General features: G+C 33.5%; 27 protein-coding genes. 7 read left to right on the top strand and 20 right to left on the bottom strand.

The genetic code is table 11. The annotated features are described in order from the left end of the window. From gltS to CD035_RS06530, 5 genes are all read right to left on the bottom strand, one after another. Positions 1-1,180, bottom strand: a 1,180-nt coding sequence (gene gltS, locus CD035_RS06510) for a sodium/glutamate symporter (RefSeq protein ID WP_103354212.1), incomplete at its 3' end; no start/stop codon positions are given. A 211-nt stretch (positions 1,181-1,391) separates the two neighbouring features. After that, positions 1,392-2,870, bottom strand: a complete 1,479-nt coding sequence (locus tag CD035_RS06515; protein WP_048541410.1) for an APC family permease — start codon at positions 2,868-2,870, stop codon at positions 1,392-1,394. A 50-nt stretch (positions 2,871-2,920) separates the two neighbouring features. After that, positions 2,921-3,283: a DUF423 domain-containing protein gene (locus tag CD035_RS06520; RefSeq protein ID WP_048541408.1), complete on the bottom strand. Its 363-nt coding sequence runs from the start codon at positions 3,281-3,283 to the stop codon at positions 2,921-2,923. A 20-nt stretch (positions 3,284-3,303) separates the two neighbouring features. Continuing rightward, positions 3,304-3,639, bottom strand: coding sequence for a DUF5327 family protein (locus CD035_RS06525; protein WP_048541406.1), 336 nt, complete (start codon positions 3,637-3,639; stop codon positions 3,304-3,306). Further along, the gene (locus tag CD035_RS06530) at positions 3,639-4,295 is read right to left on the bottom strand and encodes a uracil-DNA glycosylase (RefSeq protein ID WP_048541405.1); all 657 of its coding nucleotides are present in this window, start codon (positions 4,293-4,295) and stop codon (positions 3,639-3,641) included. The genes CD035_RS06525 and CD035_RS06530 overlap by 1 nt, the downstream gene beginning before the upstream one ends. Before the next feature lie 114 nt (positions 4,296-4,409). Between CD035_RS06530 and thiD the strand changes: the two genes are divergently transcribed. Next, positions 4,410-5,240 carry a bifunctional hydroxymethylpyrimidine kinase/phosphomethylpyrimidine kinase gene (gene thiD / locus CD035_RS06535; protein ID WP_048541403.1) on the top strand — a complete coding sequence of 277 codons (831 nt, stop codon included), beginning with the start codon at positions 4,410-4,412 and terminating at the stop codon, positions 5,238-5,240. Positions 5,241-5,741: 501 nt separating this feature from the next. On the opposite strand, the gene CD035_RS06540 is transcribed toward thiD, so the two are convergent. The 4 genes from CD035_RS06540 to CD035_RS06555 form a co-directional block, all read right to left on the bottom strand. Continuing rightward, positions 5,742-6,080: a hypothetical protein gene (locus CD035_RS06540; protein WP_229412531.1), complete on the bottom strand. Its 339-nt coding sequence runs from the start codon at positions 6,078-6,080 to the stop codon at positions 5,742-5,744. Positions 6,081-6,184: 104 nt separating this feature from the next. Further along, entirely contained in the window at positions 6,185-6,925 is a 741-nt protein-coding gene (gene nagB / locus CD035_RS06545) for a glucosamine-6-phosphate deaminase (protein ID WP_048541400.1), read from the bottom strand. A gap of 2 nt (positions 6,926-6,927) precedes the next feature. Continuing rightward, a complete protein-coding gene (locus CD035_RS06550; RefSeq protein ID WP_048541398.1) occupies positions 6,928-7,596 on the bottom strand; it encodes an N-acetylmannosamine-6-phosphate 2-epimerase in 669 nt (222 codons plus the stop codon). Between the two features lie 15 nt (positions 7,597-7,611). Continuing rightward, positions 7,612-9,147 (bottom strand): PTS transporter subunit EIIC, encoded by a 1,536-nt coding sequence (locus CD035_RS06555; RefSeq protein ID WP_048541395.1) that lies wholly within the window; start codon positions 9,145-9,147, stop codon positions 7,612-7,614. Between the two features lie 125 nt (positions 9,148-9,272). Between CD035_RS06555 and CD035_RS06560 the strand changes: the two genes are divergently transcribed. From CD035_RS06560 to folE2, 4 genes are all read left to right on the top strand, one after another. Further along, the gene (locus CD035_RS06560; protein ID WP_048541392.1) at positions 9,273-10,079 is read left to right on the top strand and encodes a MurR/RpiR family transcriptional regulator; all 807 of its coding nucleotides are present in this window, start codon (positions 9,273-9,275) and stop codon (positions 10,077-10,079) included. 77 nt (positions 10,080-10,156) lie between these two features. Further along, entirely contained in the window at positions 10,157-10,516 is a 360-nt protein-coding gene (locus tag CD035_RS06565; protein WP_025904884.1) for a YojF family protein, read from the top strand. 12 nt (positions 10,517-10,528) lie between these two features. Next, positions 10,529-11,197 carry a bacillithiol biosynthesis deacetylase BshB2 gene (bshB2, locus tag CD035_RS06570; protein ID WP_037589936.1) on the top strand — a complete coding sequence of 223 codons (669 nt, stop codon included), beginning with the start codon at positions 10,529-10,531 and terminating at the stop codon, positions 11,195-11,197. Positions 11,198-11,215: 18 nt separating this feature from the next. Further along, the gene (folE2, locus tag CD035_RS06575; RefSeq protein ID WP_048541390.1) at positions 11,216-12,094 is read left to right on the top strand and encodes a GTP cyclohydrolase FolE2; all 879 of its coding nucleotides are present in this window, start codon (positions 11,216-11,218) and stop codon (positions 12,092-12,094) included. 64 nt (positions 12,095-12,158) lie between these two features. Here folE2 and CD035_RS06580 read toward each other — a convergent pair whose 3' ends face one another. The 4 genes from CD035_RS06580 to tadA all read right to left on the bottom strand — a co-directional run bounded on the left by CD035_RS06580 (position 12,159) and on the right by tadA (position 15,132). Further along, entirely contained in the window at positions 12,159-12,566 is a 408-nt protein-coding gene (locus CD035_RS06580; protein WP_048541388.1) for a GNAT family N-acetyltransferase, read from the bottom strand. Between the two features lie 471 nt (positions 12,567-13,037). Continuing rightward, positions 13,038-13,616, bottom strand: a complete 579-nt coding sequence (locus tag CD035_RS06585; protein ID WP_048541386.1) for an NADPH-dependent FMN reductase — start codon at positions 13,614-13,616, stop codon at positions 13,038-13,040. Positions 13,617-13,720: 104 nt separating this feature from the next. Then, positions 13,721-14,590: a Cof-type HAD-IIB family hydrolase gene (locus CD035_RS06590; protein WP_048541384.1), complete on the bottom strand. Its 870-nt coding sequence runs from the start codon at positions 14,588-14,590 to the stop codon at positions 13,721-13,723. 59 nt (positions 14,591-14,649) lie between these two features. After that, positions 14,650-15,132: a tRNA adenosine(34) deaminase TadA gene (gene tadA, locus CD035_RS06595; RefSeq protein ID WP_255209536.1), complete on the bottom strand. Its 483-nt coding sequence runs from the start codon at positions 15,130-15,132 to the stop codon at positions 14,650-14,652. 68 nt (positions 15,133-15,200) lie between these two features. On the opposite strand from tadA, the gene CD035_RS06600 reads away from it, so the two are divergent. Further along, entirely contained in the window at positions 15,201-15,815 is a 615-nt protein-coding gene (locus tag CD035_RS06600; protein ID WP_037589930.1) for a deoxynucleoside kinase, read from the top strand. Then, positions 15,805-16,473, top strand: a complete 669-nt coding sequence (locus tag CD035_RS06605; RefSeq protein WP_048541382.1) for a deoxynucleoside kinase — start codon at positions 15,805-15,807, stop codon at positions 16,471-16,473. The genes CD035_RS06600 and CD035_RS06605 overlap by 11 nt, the downstream gene beginning before the upstream one ends. A gap of 55 nt (positions 16,474-16,528) precedes the next feature. On the opposite strand, the gene CD035_RS06610 is transcribed toward CD035_RS06605, so the two are convergent. The 7 genes from CD035_RS06610 to CD035_RS06640 all read right to left on the bottom strand — a co-directional run bounded on the left by CD035_RS06610 (position 16,529) and on the right by CD035_RS06640 (position 24,423). Continuing rightward, the gene (locus CD035_RS06610) at positions 16,529-18,601 is read right to left on the bottom strand and encodes a heavy metal translocating P-type ATPase (RefSeq protein ID WP_048541380.1); all 2,073 of its coding nucleotides are present in this window, start codon (positions 18,599-18,601) and stop codon (positions 16,529-16,531) included. 22 nt (positions 18,602-18,623) lie between these two features. Continuing rightward, entirely contained in the window at positions 18,624-19,151 is a 528-nt protein-coding gene (locus CD035_RS06615) for a YdhK family protein (RefSeq protein WP_048541378.1), read from the bottom strand. Between the two features lie 124 nt (positions 19,152-19,275). Next, positions 19,276-19,485, bottom strand: a complete 210-nt coding sequence (copZ, locus tag CD035_RS06620) for a copper chaperone CopZ (RefSeq protein WP_048541375.1) — start codon at positions 19,483-19,485, stop codon at positions 19,276-19,278. A gap of 258 nt (positions 19,486-19,743) precedes the next feature. Beyond that, complete coding sequence (locus CD035_RS06625) at positions 19,744-20,454, bottom strand: HAD family hydrolase (protein WP_048541373.1); 711 nt, start codon at positions 20,452-20,454, stop codon at positions 19,744-19,746. 70 nt (positions 20,455-20,524) lie between these two features. Next, positions 20,525-21,619, bottom strand: coding sequence for a branched-chain amino acid aminotransferase (locus CD035_RS06630; protein WP_048541371.1), 1,095 nt, complete (start codon positions 21,617-21,619; stop codon positions 20,525-20,527). Positions 21,620-21,725: 106 nt separating this feature from the next. Further along, on the bottom strand, positions 21,726-22,688 hold the full coding sequence (locus tag CD035_RS06635) for an L-threonine 3-dehydrogenase (RefSeq protein ID WP_048541369.1): 963 nt from the start codon (positions 22,686-22,688) through the stop codon (positions 21,726-21,728). Positions 22,689-23,235: 547 nt separating this feature from the next. Further along, entirely contained in the window at positions 23,236-24,423 is a 1,188-nt protein-coding gene (locus tag CD035_RS06640) for a glycine C-acetyltransferase (RefSeq protein WP_048541367.1), read from the bottom strand. Between the last annotated feature and the right edge of the window lie 3 nt (positions 24,424-24,426).

The raw sequence follows: 24,426 nt of genomic DNA on the forward strand, positions 1-24,426 counted from the left end.
CAATTGGTACGCCTAGTAAATCTATTAGGAAGGCGCCAACTACTGGGACTACTAAATATGCTTTTGGTGATGCACCGAATTTTTTAGTTATAACATCTAAGTTAGCCATGGCATTTGGTGTTGCGCCTAGTCCATGTCCGATAAATCCGCCTATCATAACTGCTGCATCATAATTTTTACCTAGTCCTCTAAACACGACAAATACTGAGAATAGTACGATAAATACAATTTGTACTAATACAATAATTGTTAACGGTAGCGCCAATTGATAAATTTCTGTTAATTTAATACTCATTAACGCGATTGATAAGAATAAACTTAATGAAACATCACTTACTTGGTTAGTAATTTTCATATCAATGATGTTTAAGTTTCCGTAATCAGAGATGTTTCTTATGATAACTGCTACAAACATTGCGCCAACATAAACCGGAATATTTATTCCAGTTAAATTCGTAAAACCATCTCCAATATATGTACCAATCGCCATACATACTGCAATAATTGTAAATTGAACAATAAATACTGTTGTAGGGTTCATTCTACTATGTAAGTTCTCGTTATATCCCACTTCGCTAAAATCTATACCTGTATCTTTAGCATCTCCAGGTTTCAAATCAAACTTTTTAATTAAATATCGAACCACAGGGCCACCTATTAATCCACCTGCAACAAGTCCTAATGTCGCTGCTGCAAGTGCCGCTGTTACCGCAGAGTCTACACCTAATGATTCTAATGTCTTACCGTATGCCGCTGCATTACCATGACCACCTTCCATGGACATTGATCCAGCAGTTAAGCCAAGTAGTGGTGGAATATTTAATACTTTAGATAATGAAACACCGATTACATTTTGACAAAATGCTAAAATTCCACAAAAAACAAAATATAAAATCAGTACTTTTCCACCAAGTTTCAATAATTTTAATGAAGCACCTAAACCTATTGTTGTAAAGAATGCCAACATAAAGAAGTCCTGTAGAAAATCAGAATCTAATTTAATTGTAATGACATTTAATGATTGTAAAATAGCAACTACAATAGCAAATAACAAGCCACCTATTACTGGCGCAGGAATACATAGACGTCTCAATATAGAAACTTTATTTACAATACCCTCACCTAATAAAAGTAAGACACATGCTATAGCTAAAGTTGTGACAGCATCAAACTGTAACATCATCGTTCCCCCTTATATCCTTGTATTTCTTTTAAGAAATCGTTTTCAAAGCCCGATGAACATTATACCTATCTCAAGTACAGAATGCTACCTTCTATAAAACAAAAATAAAATATTTTTACAAAAAGCTTAGTATAAAAATGTTTTATTACAAAATATCACCAACAAAAAACCAGACTAACGTCTCTCGCTAGTCTGGTTTACTATCTATTTATTTTTTCACTTCTGTTTTGGCTTCTAAGTCTATCATTTCTTCTTTTGTCTTATCTAATACTAAATAGTTTAATTCATCGTTCGTCATTTTCTTAAGTGATGGGTATCTTATCATAAAGAATACAATACCAAGCACTAACCAAATGAACAACGCGATATAAGAAGGTAATGATAAACTTGCTGGTGATCCTGGGATAAGTAATAAACCTAAGAATATACCAGCGATAATTGCACCGATAATCGCAAATGTTTTGTATTTTGGATGATACATCATGCTTCGTTTATCGTATGAAAATAATTTGAATGCTGATAAACATGTTATGAAATAAGCGATTGAAACACCTGTTGATGACATATCTACAATCCAAGTTAATGCTGTTCTACCTAACCATGGTGCAGCGAGTGCCAATACTAAAATAAATATAATACTAATATACGGTGTATTATATTTTGGGTGTAACTTTTTAAAGACGCTTGGCATAACAGATGCTCTACCCATAGAGAATAACAATCTACTTGAACTCATAAAGAATCCGTTCAATCCTGTGAATATCCCCATCAATATTGCGACGATTAATACTGCTAAACCAACAAACGAGAATGCTTCTTGAACGACTGAACCTGTCACCCATAAATCTCCACCTACAGATGATGCATCTTTAAATAACCAACTTGTTAAAAGTATCATCATCACATAAGTAAGTGCTGAAGCAATCAAACTAAATACGATTAACTTGAACGTCTTACTTGGTGAGAAGTTAAATTCTTCTGCCGTTTGCGGAATATTATCAAAGCCTACATATGCCCATGGTGCAACTGCCAGAATTACAACGATTGAGGCAAGCCATCCCATGTCATTATTGACAACAGGCTTAAGATTTGAGAATGAAAAATCATGCGTGAAAAATGATCCTGCAAATAAAAGTATAACAACAACTGCTAATACCACGCAGAATATATATTGCAGACTTCCTGAAAAACTAGAACCTTTTATACTTATCCAAGCAAATATTAACAATATAAGTGAAGATAGTATAATTTCAGTTATATACACATCCCAACCTGCTACTGTATATAATTTACCTTGTTCTAAAAATCCCGGCATAATAAATTTAAAAAGCAAACTAAATGCAGAGGCGTTTAAAGCAACGATACAAATATATCCAAAAGTTAAAAACCATGATGAGAAGAATGATACATATTTACCGAATCCTAAGTATCCGAATGCAAAAGCACCACCTGATACTGGGAACTTTTCAACTAATGCACCGTAACTAACGGCAATAACAATCATCAATAATGCCCCGATAAATATACCGATTGAAGCACCTAATGGTCCAGCCTGACTAATCCAGTCACCTGGTAGTATAAATGCACCCCAACCTATACTTGAGCCGTAAGCAATGGCCCATACAAATTTTTCTGATAAGTTCTGATCTAAATTTCCTCTTGATAAATCTTTCTTTTTCCTAGCCATACATGTTCCACCCTTATTTTTAAATTTCGTGAAACGTAATTAACCTTTAATTAAATTTTCCAAACAGCAATTACGAGTAATAACCAACTTGCTATAAACAATACGCCACCTATTGGTGTAATAGCGCCAAGTATTTTAATTTGTGTTACAGCAAGTATATATAATGAACCACTAAAGAATACTATACCAAATGTCATCAACCATCCAGCTACGTTTAAACTAATAGATGTTGTGCCCATAATGATACCAATTAAAATTAAACCGAGTGCATGATACATTTGGTATGTTGTTGCTTTACCCCATATATCTAAGTATTTAGCCGATAATTTATTTTCTAAACCATGTGCGCCAAATGCACCTGCTGCTACAGCGATCATTGCATTAATTGCACCTATTATAATAAATAATTTCATTTGTTATCTCCCTTTCTTATTTAAAAATCAAATATTGAATCTCCGTTACCTATGCCATCATCTGTTGTTAATTGATTTTCTGCTTTATTTACAGATGGTTCGTTACGCACTTTACCACCCATTTTTCTAATTTCTTCATCTGAAATTTGTGGTTTTGCTTTTGGTGTTGGTTTAGGTGTTGAAGAAATATTTTGTTCTACTTTAATATCGTGCGTTAAATCGTCTTCTTTATCTACCAATCCACTTAACGTATGAATGGCGTGCATGTGGCGATTAAAGACTTCATTTGTTGAAGCATTGTCAGCAGCAACGAGTTCTTCTTCTATTGCAGCAATTAATTGTGATCTACTTATCATTAAATGTCACCTCCACACCAATTAATGGACTCTTTACCACTCGCAATAAGATATTCATTCGTCTTACTAAATGGTTTAGACCCAAAGAATCCTCTATAAGCCGATAATGGACTTGGATGTACAGATTGTATAATATGATGGCGTTCTGTATCAATAAGCTTGATCTTAGATTGTGCAGGTTTACCCCAAAGTATAAACACAACATCTTCTAATTCACTGGAAACATGTTTAATAATTTCATCAGTAAATATTTCCCAGCCAATATTTTTATGTGAATGTGCTTGATGTGCTTCTACTGTTAAGACGGTGTTTAAAAGTAATACCCCTTCCTTAGCCCAATCTTGCAAGTGAGGTGTCGTTCTCTTACAACCTATATCGTCTTCTAGTTCTTTATAAATATTTCTTAATGAAGGTGGGAATTTTGCGTCTGGTTGTACTGAAAAAGCTAAGCCATGCGCTTGATTCGGACCATGATAAGGATCTTGCCCGAGAATAACCACTTTCACATGATCTAAAGGTGTTAAATCAAATGCTTGATAAATATTTTCTCTATCAGGATAAATCGTCTTACTACTATATGCTTCTTCTAAAAATGACTCCATTTCAGAAAAATCATGTTCGGATTTTATTTTATGAAATATTTGTTGCCAATCCATATTATTCACCTCAATAAAAATGATAACATAGCACTCAAGAAAAGGTCATAACTATTTTTTACAATTAAAAAACGTGATATGATAAAATATATGAATTATTGGGAGGAATCATCAATGGCATTAAAAAAAGTCTTAACAATAGCAGGATCAGACACAAGTGCTGGAGCTGGAATGCAAGCAGATTTAAAGACATTCCAAGAGCATGACACATATGGAATGGTTGCATTAACAGCAGTCGTTACAATGGACCCACAAACATGGTCACACGACGTAACACCATTACCTCTTGATTTACTAGATAAACAATTAAACACAGCTATTTCAATCGGACCAGATGCAATTAAAACAGGTATGCTTGGTTCTGAAGAAATTATTAAACGTGCACGTCAAACATATGACGAAGCAGACGCTGAAATTTTCGTAGTTGACCCTGTAATGGTATGTAAAGGTGAAGACGAAGTACTTAACCCGGGAAATACTGATGCAATGATTAAAGAACTATTACCAAAAGCAACAGTCGTTACACCAAATTTATTTGAAGCAGGTCAACTTTCAGGTTTAGGTAAACTAAGCTCAATTGATGATATGAAAAAAGCAGCAGAAAAAATCCACGAACTTGGTGCACAATATGTTGTCATTAAAGGTGGAAAAGCTTTAGAATCAGATAAAGCTTATGACTTATATTATGACGGACAAAAGCACGTCCTATTATCAACAGATAAATTCCAATCAAGTTATAACCACGGTGCAGGTTGTACATTCGCAGCTGCAACAACAGCTAACTTAGCAAACGGCGAATCACCAGAAGATGCAATCATACATGCAAAAGCATTCGTAGCATCAGCTATTAAAAACGGTTGGAAAATGAACGACTTCGTAGGTCCAGTAGATCACGGCGCTTCAAACCGTATCGAAAAAATAGAAGTATATACTGAAGAAGTATAATAAAAAGCTGTACGCGTGTGCGTACAGCTTCATAATGTCGACAAGGTCTTAGACTTTGTTGGCATTTTTTTGTGGGAATGATAGGGAAGTGGTACTATTTTGGTGGCTCTTATAAACACTTCTGGCTAAACTTGTTCATAACGGGGGTGTTAATTACAAAACTCAGCTAAACTGTTACTAACGGTCGCCTTAGTTACAAAACTCAGCTGAAGTGTTACTAAGGATAGCCATAGTTACAAAACTCGGTCGAAGTGTCACTATGGACCTCCTTAATTACAAAACGCATCAGAACTGTAAATATGACACACAGTATTTGCACTTTCAACCAAAACTGCTTTTAACAGCCCCAGTATTTGCACTTCTCGCCAAAACTGCTAATAACGACAAGAGTCCACCACATGGGCTTCTCAAACCCAACACCCAAATATAAGCAAAAGCCGAGACAACTTTTCGTGTCTCGGCTCCATTCAATACGATACGCACATGCGTACAGCTTTTCTATTATGATTTCATGATACTAAATTCTGCTGTGACTTTTGCCACTTCTTTACGGTTCTTAAATAATGTCATTTGATATTGATAAAATGCATTATCTCCCTCTTTAGTTTCATTTAAACATTCTAATTCTGCGATGTAATTTTCTAATGTCATAATACGTTCTGTCTGTTCAAACTGACTTTTAATTTGTTTAAGTTTTGTATCATTTCTCATAAATGGCTTAAAACTATTAAACTCTCGAAGTACGCTTAACAAATATTGAACTGGTACTTCTTCATAGTACTGATATCCCATTATATTACAATAATCTAAAACCGCTTCATCGTTAAATGAAATGCGCATTGTTTCCAATAATTCCACCCGCCATTTCTTGAGGCTAATCTCAGTTGTAATTGTACTTTAAAGAGTATCATCATTCAAGTGAATTTTTACTACGACTTATTACTCTATATGTCGTCTTCTTCACTTAAATACGCATTATTATCTAGTATAACTTCCACATTAGGATGATTATACAAAACAGAAGCAGGTAAGTCCGTTGTAATGTCACCAGTTAGTAATCGTTTAATTGCTTCTGCTTTCTTCGGTCCATAAGCTAATAGAATAATACGTTTAGCTTTCATAATAGATTGAATACCCATAGAAATGGCTTGCTCTGGGACTTCTTCAATCGTTTCAAAGTATCTACTATTCGCTTCTATTGTAGACTCTGTTAAATCAACAATACTTGTCAAACTATCAAATGAAGTTCCTGGTTCATTGAAACCAATATGACCATTTTCTCCAATACCAAGAATTTGAACATCTATTGGTCCTTCTTGATCTAATAATGCTTCATAACGTTTTGTTTCTGCTTCTAAATCTTCTGCCGAACCGTTTGGTAAATGTATACGTGATTCGTTCCAAGATGGTAAATGATTAAAGAGCACGTCATGCATATATGTGTAGTAACTTTCTGGATGATCATAATCGATACCAATATATTCATCTAAATTAAATGTCGTGATTTCACTCAAATCAATTTCATTAATTCTAATCAGATTCACAAGTTGTTCGTATACACGAACCATCGTTCCACCAGTTGCTAATCCAAGTACACTTTTTTTATTTGAAATAATTTGCTTTAATAACTCATTCGCAACATAGTGACATGCTTCCTCTTTAGATCCTAAATTTATGATTTGCATAATTATCCCTCTATTTCTTTTATAAATCTTTTCGCTATTTCTAAAGGTCTCGTAATAGCTCCACCTACGACTGTACAATGTACACCTAATTCTGTTACACGTTTAAACATTTCAGGAGTAATAACGTTTCCTTCTGCGATTACTTTTGCGTTAACATTGTCTAATACATCTTTTAAAAATTGAAAATCATTTTCGTATAATACATGACCTTTTGTATATTCTGTGTAGCCTCTTAAAGTTGTACCAACATAGTCGAAACCTAATTTATCTGCCTGAATGGCTTCTTCTAAATCAGAGACATCTGCCATAATTTCAACATTTGGCGCTTTCTCTCTAATATATGATACAAGTTCTTCAAGTGATTCTTTTGGTCTTTCTTGTTTAGTCGCATCTAACGCAATGACTTCACAACCACTTTCAATTAATTCATCGACTTCTTTTGAAGTTGCTGTGATAAATACCTTTGAACCTTCATAATCACGTTTTACAATTCCGATTACAGGTAAATCAATTTCTTCTTTAATAGCGATAATATCTTCTTTAGTATTCGCTCTAATACCTTTAGCACCTGCTTGAGATGCAGCTAATGCCATCTTACTCATGATAAAAGATGAATGTAATGGTTCATCCGGTAAAGCCTGACATGACACGATTAATCCTTGTGGTAACATTTATAAAAACACTCCTTATTGATTTTCTAATGCTTCTTCTACTTCATTTTTTATAGTCGTAACATGCGGACCATAAATGATTTGAATACCCGTTCCTTTTTTAACGATCCCTCTAGATTCTGTCGTCTTAATGAGATCTTCGTTGAACAAATGTTCATCATTAATCGTTACACGTAATCTTGTTGCGCAACAATCAACTGTATCTATGTTTTCTTTTCCACCTAAACCTTTAATAATTGTTTCGGCACGTTCACTTGCTTCAACAGTTTGCACAGCTTCACTATCTTCACGTCCTGGTGTCTTAAAGTTAAATTTCGTAATTAAAAATCTAAATGTTACATAGTATAAGAAGAACCAAACTATACCGATAGGAATGACTAATAAATAGTTCGTCTTACTATTCCCTTGTAACACACCGAAGAGGATATAATCAATGAATCCGCCACTAAAGGTTTGACCGACAGTGATGTTAAATATGTCAGCCATCATAAATGCTAAACCATCAAATATTGCATGGATAACATATAATACTGGTGCTATGAATAAGAAACTAAATTCAAGTGGTTCTGTAATACCTGTTAAGAATGATGTTAATGCTGCAGAAAGCATTAAGCCCCCTACTACTTTTTTCTTCTCTGGTTTAGCTGTGTGGTAAATTGCTAAAGCTGCACCAAGCAACCCGAACATCATTGTAATAAAACGACCAGACATGTATCTAGAAATACCTGAATAATAATGTGTTAAATCTGCATCTCCTAATTGTGCAAAGAAGATATTTTGAGTCCCTTGAATGATTTTCCCGTTAATTTCCATCGTACCACCAAGTGCAGTTTGCCAGAATGGTAAGTAGAATATATGGTGTAAGCCAAATGGCCCAAGCATACGTAATATAAATCCATAAATAAACGTCCCGATAACACCCGTTTTATTAACAAGACCACCCGCATTGAATATCCAACCTTGAATCGTTGGCCAAACAAAGAACAAAATAACACCTAGTACGATTGACGCAATTGACGTTACAATCGGTACGAATCTCGATCCACCAAAGAATCCTAAGAACGGTGGCAATGTGATTTTGTTATATTTATTGTGTAGCATGGCAGTCATAATACCGACGATGATCCCACCGAACACACCTGTTTCGACAGTTTGAATACCTAGTACCATACCTTGTCCTGCTTTAGCTAACTCTTCTGGTGCTGCAACATTATCCGTAATCGTTAATAATGCGTTCATCGTCGCATTCATAATTAAGAATCCTAACATTGCTGCTAAACCTGCTGTACCTTTATCACTTCTTGCTAAGCCTATCGCAACCCCGATTGCGAATAATACTGGTAAATTCGCAAAAACGATATTCCCCGCTGATGACATTAAAATAAATATGTACTGTAATAAATCTACGTCTAAAATCGGATATGCTTTAATTGTGTTTGGATTACTTAAAGCACCCCCGATACCTAATAACAACCCTGCTGCAGGTAAAATTGCTATGGGTAACATAAATGATTTCCCGAATTGCTGTGCTTTATCAAAAATTTTACTCATTCGAACACCTACCTCCCTATTTACCCTAAATATAACACCGTGAAAATTATAGTCAACTTTATTATTTGTTTTGAAAAATATTTTCAATTATAATGTTATTTATTCTATAAATTGAGGTGTCCTTCATGAATTTTGAAAATCGTATTCAACAATTTTCATACCTTTTCACAAAGTCTGATGAAAAGATTGCTAGATTCATACTCGATCATCCAGTTGGCGATCATTTTTCAACAATTACTTCTTTAGCTTATGCAATTGGTGTATCAACTTCTAGCATTACAAGATTTAGTCATAAATTGAACTATCAACATTTTCAAGATATGAAGTTCAATATTCAACAAACTTATGAGAAGACGGATATTCAAAACGTTCCACTCATTAAAAGAATCCACGAATATCATCAAACGCTTATACAACAAACTGGTGAATTTATATCTAACGATAAAATTAATCAACTGATTGATATTTTAACTAATAGTCGTCAAACGCTTTTTGCAGGTTTAGGGAGTTCTGGTTTAACAGCAACTGAATTCTATTATCGAACGATGAGAATGGGCATAGCTGGAAGTTCTGTAACTGATGCGCATCAAATGAAAATTGGTGCTTCGCTATTAAATCGAAATGATGCGTTAATTGCTTTTTCTAATAGTGGCAAGACAGAAGAACTCATTAATGCTGCTAAAATTGCTAAATCTCAAGGGGCAACTGTTATTGCGATTACAAACTATGCTGGCAGTGAACTGACTGCTTATTCTGACATTGTCATCATGACGATTGATCAAACGAGAGTGAACGATAAACAATTCATTAACACACAAATTTCAGCACATTTCTTGATTGATGTTGTCAGTTATATGTTGTTAGAGCGACAAGATAATATGAATCTTTATCAGCATACGAGAGACGTCATACTTCAAGACAATAAATCATAACTTGTGAGCAGAATGTATATAAATTTACTCAAGAATTTAGTAGAATAGTAAAGTATATACTATGAGGAGTGAAAGGCATGGAATTAATTCAAGTAGATCAAGTACAATCACTAATATCGGAATATGAAAATAAGCCAGTTTATCTCCATGTAGAAACAACAAATGGTGCTTATGCAAACCATTTTGATAGCAAAGTATTTAATGCTGGTACATTTTTAAGAAATATTCAAGTTACTTTTACACACGCACATTTAACGGGCGGTAATAAAGAACCTTATCGTGTTGGTTTAAAATTAGACAACAACGGTTGGGTTTATGTTCAAGGATTAACACATTATGAAGTAACTGAAAATAACGAACTATTAATAGCGGGACTAAATTATGAAGGACAACTTGCTGCAACTTTAGAAATTAGTAGCAATCCTTTCAAGGATTAAGAGGTGAATACAATGAATGACGAAAGACAAGTATTAGTTATTTTTCCACATCCAGACGACGAAGCATTTGGAACATCTGGTACATTAAGTAAGTTCGTGGACAATGGTACACCTGTAACTTACGCGTGTTTAACGTTAGGACAAATGGGCCGTAACCTAGGTAACCCACCTTTTGCTACACGTGAATCTTTACCATTTATAAGAGAACGTGAATTAGATGCAGCAGCTGAAGCGATCGGTATCACGGATTTAAGAAAAATGGGCTATAGAGATAAAACAATCGAATTTGAACCTAAAGATGAATTAGATAATATGGTAAAATCATTAATAGATGAACTTAACCCATCATTGATTATTTCATTCTATCCTGGTTATTCCGTTCACCCCGACCATGAAGCAACTGCAGAATCAGTTGTAAGAACAGTCAGTCGTATGGAAGCATCAGCAAGACCTAAATTACACCTTGTGGCATTTAGTAATGACACATACAGCGATTTAGGAGAACCGGATATTAATATAGATATTACTGGATACGAAGAACGCAAGATGAAAGTCCTTAAAGCTCATGCGTCTCAAACAGGTCCAATGTTACAAAACCTTGCTTCAAATACTCAAGAAGGTGAAGCGGCTAAAGATATGTGGATGAAGACAGAACATTTCTGGACATATCATATTGAATAGATAGTGGAGGCAATGTGAATGACACAATTAGATTTATCAACACGTGAAGCGCGCTGGAAATATTTCGGTTCAGTTGACCCTATTAAAGGTACGAAACCAACTGAAAAAGAAAAGATGCCTGATTTACAAAGCTCTAAGAAAGATTTCCTGTTCGAAATTGAACATGTTGGTATCAAGAACTTAATTTACCCTGTAAGAATTGATGATTTTCAAACAGTTGGAAACTTCGAATTTTCAACTAGTTTAAATCAAGACGAAAAAGGTATTAATATGAGCCGTATTATCGAAAGTGTTGAAAAACATTATGATAACGGTGTAAAACTAGATTTCGATCATCTAACAACATTATTAAATACACTACAAACTGCAATGATTCAAAATACTGCATCAGTAGATGTAACAGCAAAATGGTTCTTTAACCGCTTTAGCCCAGTTACAAACCAAAAGGCAGTCGGTCATGCAGATATTAGATATATCTTATCCGTTTCAGAAGATAAAATAACAAAGAAATCTTTAGGTATAGAAGTACCTGTAACAACGTTATGCCCATGTTCTAAAGAAATTAGTGAATACTCCGCTCATAATCAGCGTGGTATTATCACAGTCCTAATTGATTTAGATCCAGAAGTAAGCCTACCAGATAACTATAAAGATATTGTATTAGACGGTATGGAGGCTAACGCAAGTTCAATGTTATATCCAATCTTGAAACGAACTGACGAAAAAGCCGTAACAGAAAGAGCATATGAGAATCCAAGATTTGTAGAAGATTTAATTAGATTGGTAGCAGCTGATTTAGTAGAATTAGAATGGATTCAAGGATTTGAAATCGAATGCCGAAACGAAGAATCTATACATCAACACGACGCATTCGCAAGATTAAAATATACTAAGTAATTTAAATAGAGAACGGACCGACGTAGAAAAGTCGGTCCGTTTTTTGGTTGTGGATGCGGGAGGGCTATTGGTTGATCTTCATGAAAGCAGTACAGTCATATTTATCTAATGACAGTAACTCATTCTTTTCATAAAAATTGATAGTTTTTTCTGATGTGTCCGTCATTAATACAACTTGTCTGACATGATTAAATCGTTCTTTAATCATATTTAAAAGTTTGCTACCTATTCCGTTACCTTGATAATCAGGATCTATAAGAATATCTTGTACATATGCAATTGAATGATCATCGCTTATAATTCTAGTCAATCCAACTAATTGATCATTATCCCATACAGTTACAAAGTAACAAGTATTTTTTAATAGCACCGTCATATCTTCATTATTCTTTACATATACATCCCAACCGACACTTAAATATAACTTTTGTAAATCCTCATTGTTAGGTATTCTCTTTATTGAATATTCCATGGTGATACCCCCTATTATTGCTTAATCATCAAGTTATCAAAAGTCCATATTATTATAATAAGGTAATTATACATTATTATGGTCGTTTGTGATGTTGTATAAGTTGGTATTCCGTTTTCGGGTCGATATTTTTATTTATCGGCCTGTAAATCCTGTTTTCGGGTCGATATTTTATTTTATCGGCCTGTAAATCCCGTTTTCGGGTCGATAATTTATTTTATTGGCCTGTAAATCCTGTTTTCGGGTCGATATTTATTTTTATCGGCCTGTAAATCTCGTTTTCGGGTCGATAATTTATTTTATCGGTCCATATTTCCCGTTTCTGGATCGTTAATTTTTCTTATCGGTCCATATTTCTCGTTTCTGGACCGATAATTTTCCATATCGGTCCATATTCCTCACCCTAGCCCGATATTCCCACCATTCTCTATAAAGAAAAGAGCAACAGCCTAAGCTGTTGCTCTCCTCTTATTATGAATTTACTTCTTCTGTTTCAATCCACGGGTTATTTTGTATTAATTTTGTGATTTGTTCTGTAAATAATTTAACGCGTAATTTAATATCATCTACATCTACATAATATGTGCCGTCTTCTGTTTTACCATAGTCTGCATCTTGTGTTGAGATTTGGACTGGCACTGCAATACCTAATAAGTTTCTCATAATAATACGTAAATGTGATAATGGTTCTGTACTGCGCATACCACCACTATTACATATTAAGCCTACAGGTTTCATTTTAAATTGATCCATCGTTAAATGATCTAATGCATTTTTCAGTATACCTGAATATGAACCGTGATAATTTGGTGTACCGATAATAATTGCATCGGCGTCTTCAGCTTTCTCACGTAATTCATTTACATTATCTTTAACGCGTTCGTCATTTAAATGCTTGCCTGATACATCTAAAAACGGTATTTGTTTATCATATAAATCAAACAATGTTACTTCCGCACCTTGTTCTTCTAAATTACCTCGAACAAATTGTGCTAGTGCATGTGTATGTGAATATTGTTTTGCGCTACCTACAATAAGTAATACTTTCAATGTTGTCACCTCAAAATTTTAATGATTATCATTACCGACCATTATAACATACAAAAAAACTATGAATTCAAATTTATAGAAAAATCATTCTTTTGGACGATGTTTTAGCGGTCATAATCTTTGAGTGCATGTATAATCGCTTTACCTACACCACTATGTTCATTAGTGTCTGTAACATAATCTGCTATCTCTTTAACTTCGGGTGCACCATTTTCCATGGCAACTGCATATCCTGCTTTTTCTAACATAGAAACGTCATTTAAATTATCACCAATTGCCATTACATCTGACATTGGAATGTTTAATTGATTTGCTATTTCTTCTAAAGCAATACCTTTTTGAGCATCTGAATGCGTAATTTCGATATTCCCTCTTGATGAAGAAGATACAGCTAAACTTTTTGATTCTGAAATTTCAGCTTTAGCTCTATCAATTTTAGTTAAGTCACTCGCGAAGGCCAATATTTTCAAAATGATTTCGCCTGGTCTATTTTCGATTTCATCGTAACTATCGACAGTTTTTAAAGTACCGTTGTCAATTCTACTTTGAATGTTGGCACGAATTTTTTTAACATCTGCTTTTTGACCTGCTTTTTCAGCGATATCAACGTATATTTCTAAATCTTTTTCTGGGTCTTCTGTATATATACCGAAGTTTGTATATACTTGATAATAAATATCTTCTTTATTTAAGACGCCTGTAATTTTATTGATTAATGGACGCGTTAATTTAGATGTATGAACGATGTTGAATTCTTCATCTCTTACTTCTGCACCATTTAAACAAATATATGGTAATGTTAAATCTGTTTTTTCAATTGGACTGTTTGCTTCATAAAATGCTCTACCCGTAGCTATAACGACAGTTATCCCTTTAGATTGTGCATACTTTATTGCTTCATAATTTTCATTAGAAACTTCATGTGCAGCGTTTAATAAAGTACCATCCATATCTGTTGCGATTAACTTAATCATGAAAGTAACCTCTTTTCTTTATATTCAACATAAATTTTAACAAATAACAGTAATAATCTCTATGAATCTGTATTATTCTGCTTAATTTGTTTTTTTAAAATCCTTTTTTCCTTAAAAAATGTTCGTAACATGTCAGCACATTCTTGTTCGAGTATCCCTCTTTCAACTGTAGCTCGATGATTGAAGCGTGTATCTTCTATTAAATTCATTAAGCTACCACTACAACCGCCTTTTAAATCTGTCGCGCCGTATACGACATGAGGAATTCTACTCATAACAATAGCGCCTGAACACATAACACAAGGCTCTAACGTAGCATATAATGTTGTCTCTTCAAGACGCCATGAATTAAGGTACTTGGCCGCTTCTTGTATCGCAATCATTTCAGCGTGCGCTACAGGGCTTTGATCATGTTCTCTTAAATTATGTCCTCTGCCAATTACTTCATCTTTATAAACAATTATTGCGCCAATCGGTACTTCATCCATTGCCCAAGCTTTTTTTGCTTCTTCAATTGCAAGTTTCATATATTTTTCATGCACGCTACATTTCACTCCGTTTAATTTGTGATAGAATAAGTATGTCTATTTTAACATCTGGAGAGATATATATGAAAAAAACCTTTATCGCAATTGAAGGACCAATCGGCGTCGGGAAAAGCTCTTTAACGAAAAAGCTTGCTGAAGCGCTCCATTACACTGAAGAATTTGAAATTGTTGATGAGAATCCATATTTAAGTGATTTTTATGACGATATTTCTAAATGGAGCTTTCAAACCGAAATGTTCTTCTTGTGTCATCGTTACAAACAGTTAACCGATTTAGAAAATATTAACGGTATTGTGAGCGACTATCATATCTTTAAAAATAAGATTTTCGCTAAAAACACATTAAATGAAACTGAATTTGATAAATTTAGTAGAATTTATGATATCTTAACTGAAGATATTCGCATGCCTGACCAAATTATCTTTCTCGATGCATCCCTCGAAGTACTTCAACAACGAATTGCCCATCGAAATAGATCATACGAAACTCAAATTGAAAATGATTATTTAGCTCAACTTAAACGTGACTATAATCAATTTTATGAAGAAGTAAAAAATGAAATTGATGCGATTCAAATCGATACTTCTCATTTAGATTTCGTGAATAACACCGCAGATTATCAACAAGTCTTAAACTTATTACAACCTTTGATTGGAGAGATTATACATGACAAATAAAGTCATACCAAATGATGCTATCATTACAATTGCTGGTACTGTTGGTGTTGGAAAATCATCTTTAACACAAGCACTTAGCGAACGACTAAACTTCAAGACTTCTTTTGAGAAAGTCGATAACAACCCTTATTTAGAAAAATTTTATCACGACTTTGAACGTTGGAGCTTTCATCTACAAATTTACTTTTTAGCAGAACGCTTTAAAGAACAAAAAAGAATGTTCGAATATGGTGGCGGATTTATTCAAGACCGTTCAATATATGAAGACGTTGATATATTTGCTAAAATGCACGAAGAACAAGGCACAATGACTGAAGAAGATTATGCGACGTATAGAGAATTATTTGAAGCAATGGTTATGACGCCTTACTTTCCTAAACCAGACGCATTAATCTATTTAGAATGTGACTATAATGACGTCATTCAACGTATCCAAAGACGTGGACGTCAAATGGAAATTGAAACAGATGAAGCATACTGGAAAAAATTATTCTCACGTTATGATAATTGGATTAATAGTTTTACAGAATGTCCAGTTGTACGTGTAAATATTAACGACTATGACTTATACGAAGATCCAGATTCCATTAACCATATTATAGATAAAATTGCGCATGTCATTGAGACACACCGTTCAATCGATACACGCGTAAAATAATAAAAAGGCCATAAACATGCTGTTATAAGCATATTTATGGCCTTTTAAAGTATTTTTATTTTAATTTTAGAGTAAACGCATTAATTGCTACAATCACTGTACTTAGAGACATTAATATTGCCCCAACTGCTGGTGATAATATAATACCAATTGAAGCTAAAATACCAGCGGCTAAAGGAACAGCAAGTATATTATATCCTGCTCCCCACCATAAATTCTGTATCATTTTTCTCATTGTATTTTTAGATAGAGAAAGAAAATTAATAATATCTAGTGGATTACTTTTAACTAATATTATATCACCAGATTCAATAGCGACATCTGTTCCAGCACCAATCGCTACCCCTATATCTGCTCTAATAAGACTAGGTGCATCATTAATTCCATCTCCAACCATCATAACTTTACGTCCTTTACTTTGATAATCTTGGATAATTTTTTCTTTATCTTCTGGCATCAACTGAGCATGTATGTGATTTATTCCTAATTCTTTAGCTACAAATTGTGCAACTTCATTATTATCCCCTGTCAACATGACAGGTATTATATTTTTGTTCACTAATTGCGTTACCATTTTTTTAGAACTTTCTTTAATTCTATCACCTTGCGCGATAATGCCAATAACGTCATTTTCATCAATTAAATAACTGATAGAATTGCCTTCTTTAGCTAATTTGATAAATAGTTCTTTATCATATTTATAATTGTATTTATCAAGATAAGTGACATTAGTTATTTTAAAGTTTTTATTACCAATTTGACCTTCTAATCCGACTCCTGGAATATTATTAACATTAAATGCTTGAGGTAATTTTAAATCTTTACTGTTTGCAAACTCAGTAATACCTACAGCTAAAGGATGGTTAGATGAATTCTCTAAAGCAGCAAATAGGCTTAAAATTTCATTACCATTATAATGATCTACAAAACTTTCATAATGATTTACTGTAAAGACACCTTCAGTTAATGTACCAGTTTTATCCATCATCACATAATCTAGATTTTGAGCTATTTCTACAGCTTCTCTATTTTTGATAATAAGACCATTATGTGCTCCAATTGATGTTGATCGAGCAGTAACTAATGGTATAGCTAAACCAAGAGCATGAGGACAAGCTATAACTAAAACCGTAACTAATCTTTCTAAAGCGAAATCAATATCATTTCCTAAAATCATCCACACTATAAATGCTATTAAACCAACTGTTATTGCAAAATAGAATAAATAACCAGCAACTTTGTCAGATAACAACTCTGCTCTTGATTTGTCTTGTTGTGCTTGACTAACAAGGTTCATTACCTGAGAAAGGTACCCATCCTTTCCTGTAGCAGTTACTTTAATTTGTATTGTTCCAGAACCATTTATAGAACCACCAATTACTAAATCATCATTTGATTTTTGAACTTTTTTTGATTCACCTGTAACTAAAGATTCATCAACAGATGTTTCACCTTTAATAAGTACCCCATCGGTCGGTATACTCTCACCAGCTTTTACTTCAACGATATCTTCAATATTAATTTCAGATATTTTAACTTTTTGACGCTCACCATCACTAGTTATTTTAATTGCATTGTTAGGTAATAACTCTGCCATTTTTTTGAGTGCATTACCTGCATTACCTACTGCATTCATTTCAATCCAATGTCCTAGTAACATAATTAAAATAAGTGTTGCTAATTCCCAAAAGAAATCCATTGTATGCATTTCTGTATGCGTAAAATGATTTAAATAGAAAGCATACAAGCTATATACATATGCAACTGTAATCCCTAAAGCAACTAATGTCATCATTCCAGGTTTTTTGATTTTTATTTCATCTTTTGCTCCTGCTAAGAATGGTTGTCCACCATAAAAGAATAATATTGTTGCTAATATAAGAACAATCCAATCTGAACCAGTAAAAGTAAATTGAAAAGGTAACTTAAACCCCATCATAGGTGATAGAATTATAATCGGTATTGCAAAAATAAGAGATATAAAGAATTTTTGCTTAAAGTTACCATGATGATCATGACCTTCGTGACTATGATGTTCATTATGATTCATATGATTTTTATGTTCTTCATGACCTTTATGATTATGATGTTCATGGTGATTCATATAACTTTTCTTATTTGTATCCATTTAAAGAGCTCCTTTCTTTATACTATCCTTTATCTAATTCATCGCTAGTCATCCACTTATGATTTTTAACTTTTTTTCCATCTTCTGTAGATTTATAATCAACAACATATACATCAGTTTGATAAACTTTTTCAATTTTAGCTTTTGCGCCTTTCATCCCTGCCATATGATTAGCATTTAATTTGACGCTATCACCTTTTTTATAACCATTTTTAGGTGCTTTATCAACTTCCTCATTAACAACCCATTTATGATTTTTAATTCGTTTATCACCATTTGTAGGCTCATAACTCACAACATAAGCATAGGTATCATATACGCCTTTAACAGTACCTTTAGCATTTTTCATACCCGGCATGTGATCACTTTTAATAGTTATATTGTCACCTTTTTTAAATTTACTACTTTTTGAAACATTCATACCTTTAGGAATTTTATTGTCTTCACTATCATGTGTCATATGTTCATTGTGTTCATTATTATCACCATTGGAACATGCTCCTAAAACAAGACTAGAAGATAACAAAATAAATCCGGCTTGTTTAATCATCCGTTCTCCCTCCAAATTCAGTATCTTATATTTTTATAATTTTGTTTGAGTGCTAATGAATTTTAAATCATATTTTTACCTATATTTTTAATTGAAGGCACATCAATCGATGCGCCTTTTCTATTTACATTTCAACTTCATAACCTTGATTTTCGATTGCTTCTTTAAATCCATTAAAATTCACTTTATTTTCATCAAAATTTATTTCAACTTCTCCTTTAGATAAGTTCACTACTGAAGAATTAACACCATCTAATTCATTAAGCGCATTTTCTATAGATTGTTTACAATGTCCACAACTCATGCCATGTACTTTAATAAATTCTTTATACATTGATTTCACCTCCTTTTATTAATACCTCTATTTAAATATTATGAAAAATTTTCAGTTCATTATACCCTATGGGGGTATAAAATTTTTAAAAAAATAAAATCAAATATGATTCACTGTTATAATATACCCCCTATAGGTATATGTCAAATGTTATTACTCTTAAATTTTAAATGTTCTTTATTAATCCTTTTTATACACGCGTAAAATAATAAAAAGGCCATAAACATGCTGTTTTAAGCATATTTATGGCCTTTTATTTTATTTACTCCATTCCGCTTCTTGTGCGTAAAATTCATTAATATCTTGATAAATAAAGTCTGCATCTGATAAATCTTCTTTATTACCCGTACCACTCAGAACGCCAATAACTTTCTTGAAGTGAGCGTTCTTACCCATTTGTATGTCAGTTGGTGTATCACCTATAATCACAATTTCATCTGGTGATACGTTCCATTTTTCATAAAATTCTTCTACCATTTTAGGATTTGGCTTTTGATAACCGTTAATAGATGCTGTTATTTTTTCATCTATTAAATGACTTACACCTGCATCTTGAATAAATCGATTTGTCCCGTCGATATCATCACTTGTTATAATTGCGATTTGGTATGATTTCTCTTTAAATGCTGTTAATGTTTCTACCATTCCTTCTATAACGATGGTTTCTGGCTCGTACTCTTCGATTAAATCTTTGCTTAGTTGTACTGTCCAGTCTTCAATTTCTTTTGGATCAGCATTTTCTGCAAATTTTGCAAACACACGTACGATATCAGCTAATGTTCCTGATGCTAATATACCACTTGATAGAAATTGTCCATCTACATATCCTAACGCTTCTTGTAATGCTTGTTGTTGCTCTATATGATATTTCTCAACAAAGCGATCAATCATCACAAGTGATATCTCAGACCATGTTTCATCAAACTTAAGCAATGTCCCATCTTTATCAAATAATAACCATTTAATCATCACTTTACTCCTTTAAAAAAGAGTCTGCTACAGATACTGTCTCAGACTCTCTTCTTATTATTGAATTTATTTACACAATTTCAATGTGGCTTTCTTGTCCTACGACAACTCTCCAACCGTGTTTATCTTCTTTCTTACCTGTTTGGATTGCTGTATATTCATCAAATAACGTTTGAGTAACCGGACCGATTTCATTATTATTAATTGTTATTTCAGCTTCTTCGTATTTTAGGAATCCTACTGGAGAAATAACTGCTGCAGTTCCTGTCCCGAAAATTTCTGTTAAACGACCGTCATGATGGGCATTTATAATATCATCAATAGATAATCGTTTCTCTTCAGTTTCATAACCTAACTCTCGAGCAAGTTCGAGAACTGTTTTACGCGTAATACCTGGTAAAATACTACCATTCAACTCAGGTGTTACAACTTTGCCATCGATGACGAAGAATATATTCATACTTCCGACTTCTTCGATGTATTTTTGTTCAACGCCGTCTAACCATAATACTTGATCAAATCCAAGTTCATTAGCACGTGTTTGCGCGATTAAACTTGCTGCGTAGTTACCACCACATTTAGCAAATCCAACGCCACCTCTTACAGCACGTACATATTCATCTTCAACATATATACTTGTTGGTTTCATTTGATCATCACCGTAATAAGCGCCTACTGGAGAAAGTATTACTAAAAATTCGTAGTCCGTAGAAGAACGCACACCTAAGTATGGTTCAGTTGCATATACAAATGGTCTAACATATAAGGATTGTCCTTCTCCACTTGGGATCCAATCGCGCTCTAAATCAATAAGTTGTAATAAGCCGTTCAACACTTTTTCTTCATCGATTTGAGGCATTTCAAGTCTTTTTAAAGATAAATTAATTCGCTTGAAATTTTGGTCAGGTCTGAATAACGTAACTTCATCACCATCTTTATATGCTTTCATTCCTTCGAACACTGTTTGTCCATAATGAAGACCTTGTGCACTTGGTGACAACGTAATCGGCCCATATGGAATTATTTTAGGCTCTGACCAGCCTTCACCCTGTTTATATGACATAGATAGCATATAATCAGTAAAGATTTCGCCAAAGACCAAATTTGAAAAATCCGGTTTCTCTTTAAGCTGTTCACGCTTTTCTACGTAAAATGTTTCTGTCATAATGATTCCTCCTAGGCTAATTAATAATTAATGTTATCAAGTATATCAGTCATAGAGGCGTTATTCAATGAATTTTTGGAAAATTTAAAAAATATACACAATAAAATTACTGTTTAGCTAAATTATCTTTTTCTTCAATGGCTTTAAGCATTAATGATGTCATTTTTTCTAAATCATAAGCTGGTGAGAAATCCCACTCTTCTTTAGCACAAGTTGAATCAATTGAATTTGGCCAGCTATCAGCAATTGCTTGTCTTTCTGGATCCACATCATAACCTAATTCGAAATCAGGCATATGTTTTTGGATAGCAGCTTTAATCGTCTCAGGATCAACACTCATTGCGCTCACATTGTATGCATTACGGTTAATTAATCGTGAACTATCCGCTTCCATCAATTTAATAATTGCATCAATAGCATCATCCATGAACATCATATCCATAAATGTACCTTTATCTATATAGCTATCGTATCTTCCTTCTCTGATAGCTTTGAAATAAATTTCCACTGCATAATCAGTTGTACCGCCACCTGGTTCTTTAACGTAAGAGATTAACCCAGGAAATCTCATACTTCTAGTATCTACGCCAAATTTCGTGTAGTAATAGTCACATAATAATTCCCCAGCTACTTTATTTACACCATACATTGAAGTTGGTCTTTGAATTGTAACTTGAGGTGTCATATCTTTAGGTGTATTTGGTCCAAACGCACCGATTGAACTTGGTGTGAAGAATTGCATATCGAATTCACGTGCTATTTCAAGTGCATTTACTAATCCACCCATATTTAAATTCCAAGCGAATAGTGGATTCTTTTCAGCAGTTGCTGAAAGTAATGCTGCCATATGCATTAAAGTATCTGCATTGAAATTTTTAACTAATTCATGAAATCTTTCTTGATCTGTAACATCTAAAATTTCAAATGGTCCATTATTAATTTCGCTGTCACTTTCTGGTTCTCTAATATCAGTCGCTAATACATTTTCATTACCATATTTATTTCTTAGCTTTATAACTAATTCTGTCCCTATTTGTCCTAACGCCCCAGTGATTATTATCTTTTTCATTTTAAATCCTCCTGTATTGTCTAAATGTTCATTTGTACACTCAAGAAAGACAAAAGCGCTTTCTTCAATGATATTTTACTATATTTTTACCGTTTTGTATACTTCAGAAGTACATACTATGGATAAATAAAGTTACCTTATACAAAAAACAATCGTATTGTAATACATAAGTCGAGAATAAAATGTTAGTTACGGTACGTTTAATTACAAAAGTATGGAGATTTGTTACTAACAGCATCCTTAGTTACAAAAGTACGAAGATTTGTTACTAACAGCACCCTTAGTTACAAAAATATGGAGATTTGTTACTAACGACCTCCTTAGTTACAAAAGTACGAAGATTTGTTACTAACAGCATCCTTAGTTACAAAAATATGGAGATTTGTTACTAACGGCATCCTTAGTTACAAAAATATGGAGATTTGTTACTAACGGCACCTTTAATTACAAAACCCGCAAGTTCTGTTACAAACTGTCGCCTCAATCGTTATAAATTAAAAGCGCATGGGACGTATTCATTTGTCCCATGCGCTTGATGAAATATTAATTATAGTAATCCTAATTCTTTACCGATTTTTTCATAAATATCAATTGCTTGATCTAGCTGCTCTTTAGTATGAGCGGCTGTTGGCATATTTCTTACACGGCCAGTGCCTCTTGGAACTGTTGGGAATACGATTGCTTTCGCATACACACCTTCGTCCATTAATCTCTTACTAAATGTTTGAGCTTTTTTCTCTTCACCGATAATTACAGGTGTAATTGGTGTTTCTGAATGACCGATATCAAAGCCTTTTGCTTTTAAGCCTTCTTTTAAGTAATTAGCATTATCCCATAATTTATCATGTAATTCTGTAGAAGCCATTAATTTTTTCACTGATTCTGTAATAGCTTTAGTATCTCCAGGTGCTAATGAAGTTGAGAATAAGAATGGTCTTGAAGCAACTTTTAACCAGTCTATTAAATCTTTAGTACCAGCTACATAACCACCTACAACACCAATTGCTTTTGAAAGTGTTCCGATTTGGAAATCAATTTTGTCTTGAAGTCCGAAATGTTTAACTGTTCCTGCACCTTTACCCATTACACCAGAACCATGCGCGTCATCAACATATGTGATTAAACCAAATTCTTCAGCAATTTCTACAATTTCAGGTAATTTCGCTACGTCTCCATCCATTGAGAATACGCCATCTGTAATGTACATAACTTTATTATATTGACCTGATTCAACCGCTTCTTTAGCTTTCGCTCTTAAATCATCCATATCTGAATGATTAACACGAATAATTTTCGCTTTAGATAGACGACAACCATCAATAATTGAAGCATGGTTTAATTCATCAGATAAGATTGCATCATTTTTATTCATAACAGCTGAGATGGCAGCCATGTTACAGTTAAAGCCTGATTGATATGCGATTGCACTTTCAGTACCTTTGAACTGAGCTAAAGTTTCTTCAAGTTCTCTATGCAAGTCTAACGTACCATTAATTGTACGTACTGCCCCCGCACCTACACCGTGAGAATCTATTGCATCTTTAGCAGCTTTCTTTAAATCTTCATCTGTTGCTAATCCAAGATAGTTATTTGAAGATAAGTTAATGTAACTTTTACCTCCAATTGTGATCTCAGCACCATTTGCACCTTCAACGACATCAATCTCGTTATATAGGCCATTGTCTTTTAATTCATTTAGATTTGTTTGTAAGAATGAATCTAATGTTTGTACCATTTA

It is taken from the genome of Mammaliicoccus sciuri, assembly GCF_002901825.1.
GTDB classification, from domain to species: Bacteria; Bacillota; Bacilli; order Staphylococcales; family Staphylococcaceae; genus Mammaliicoccus; species Mammaliicoccus sciuri.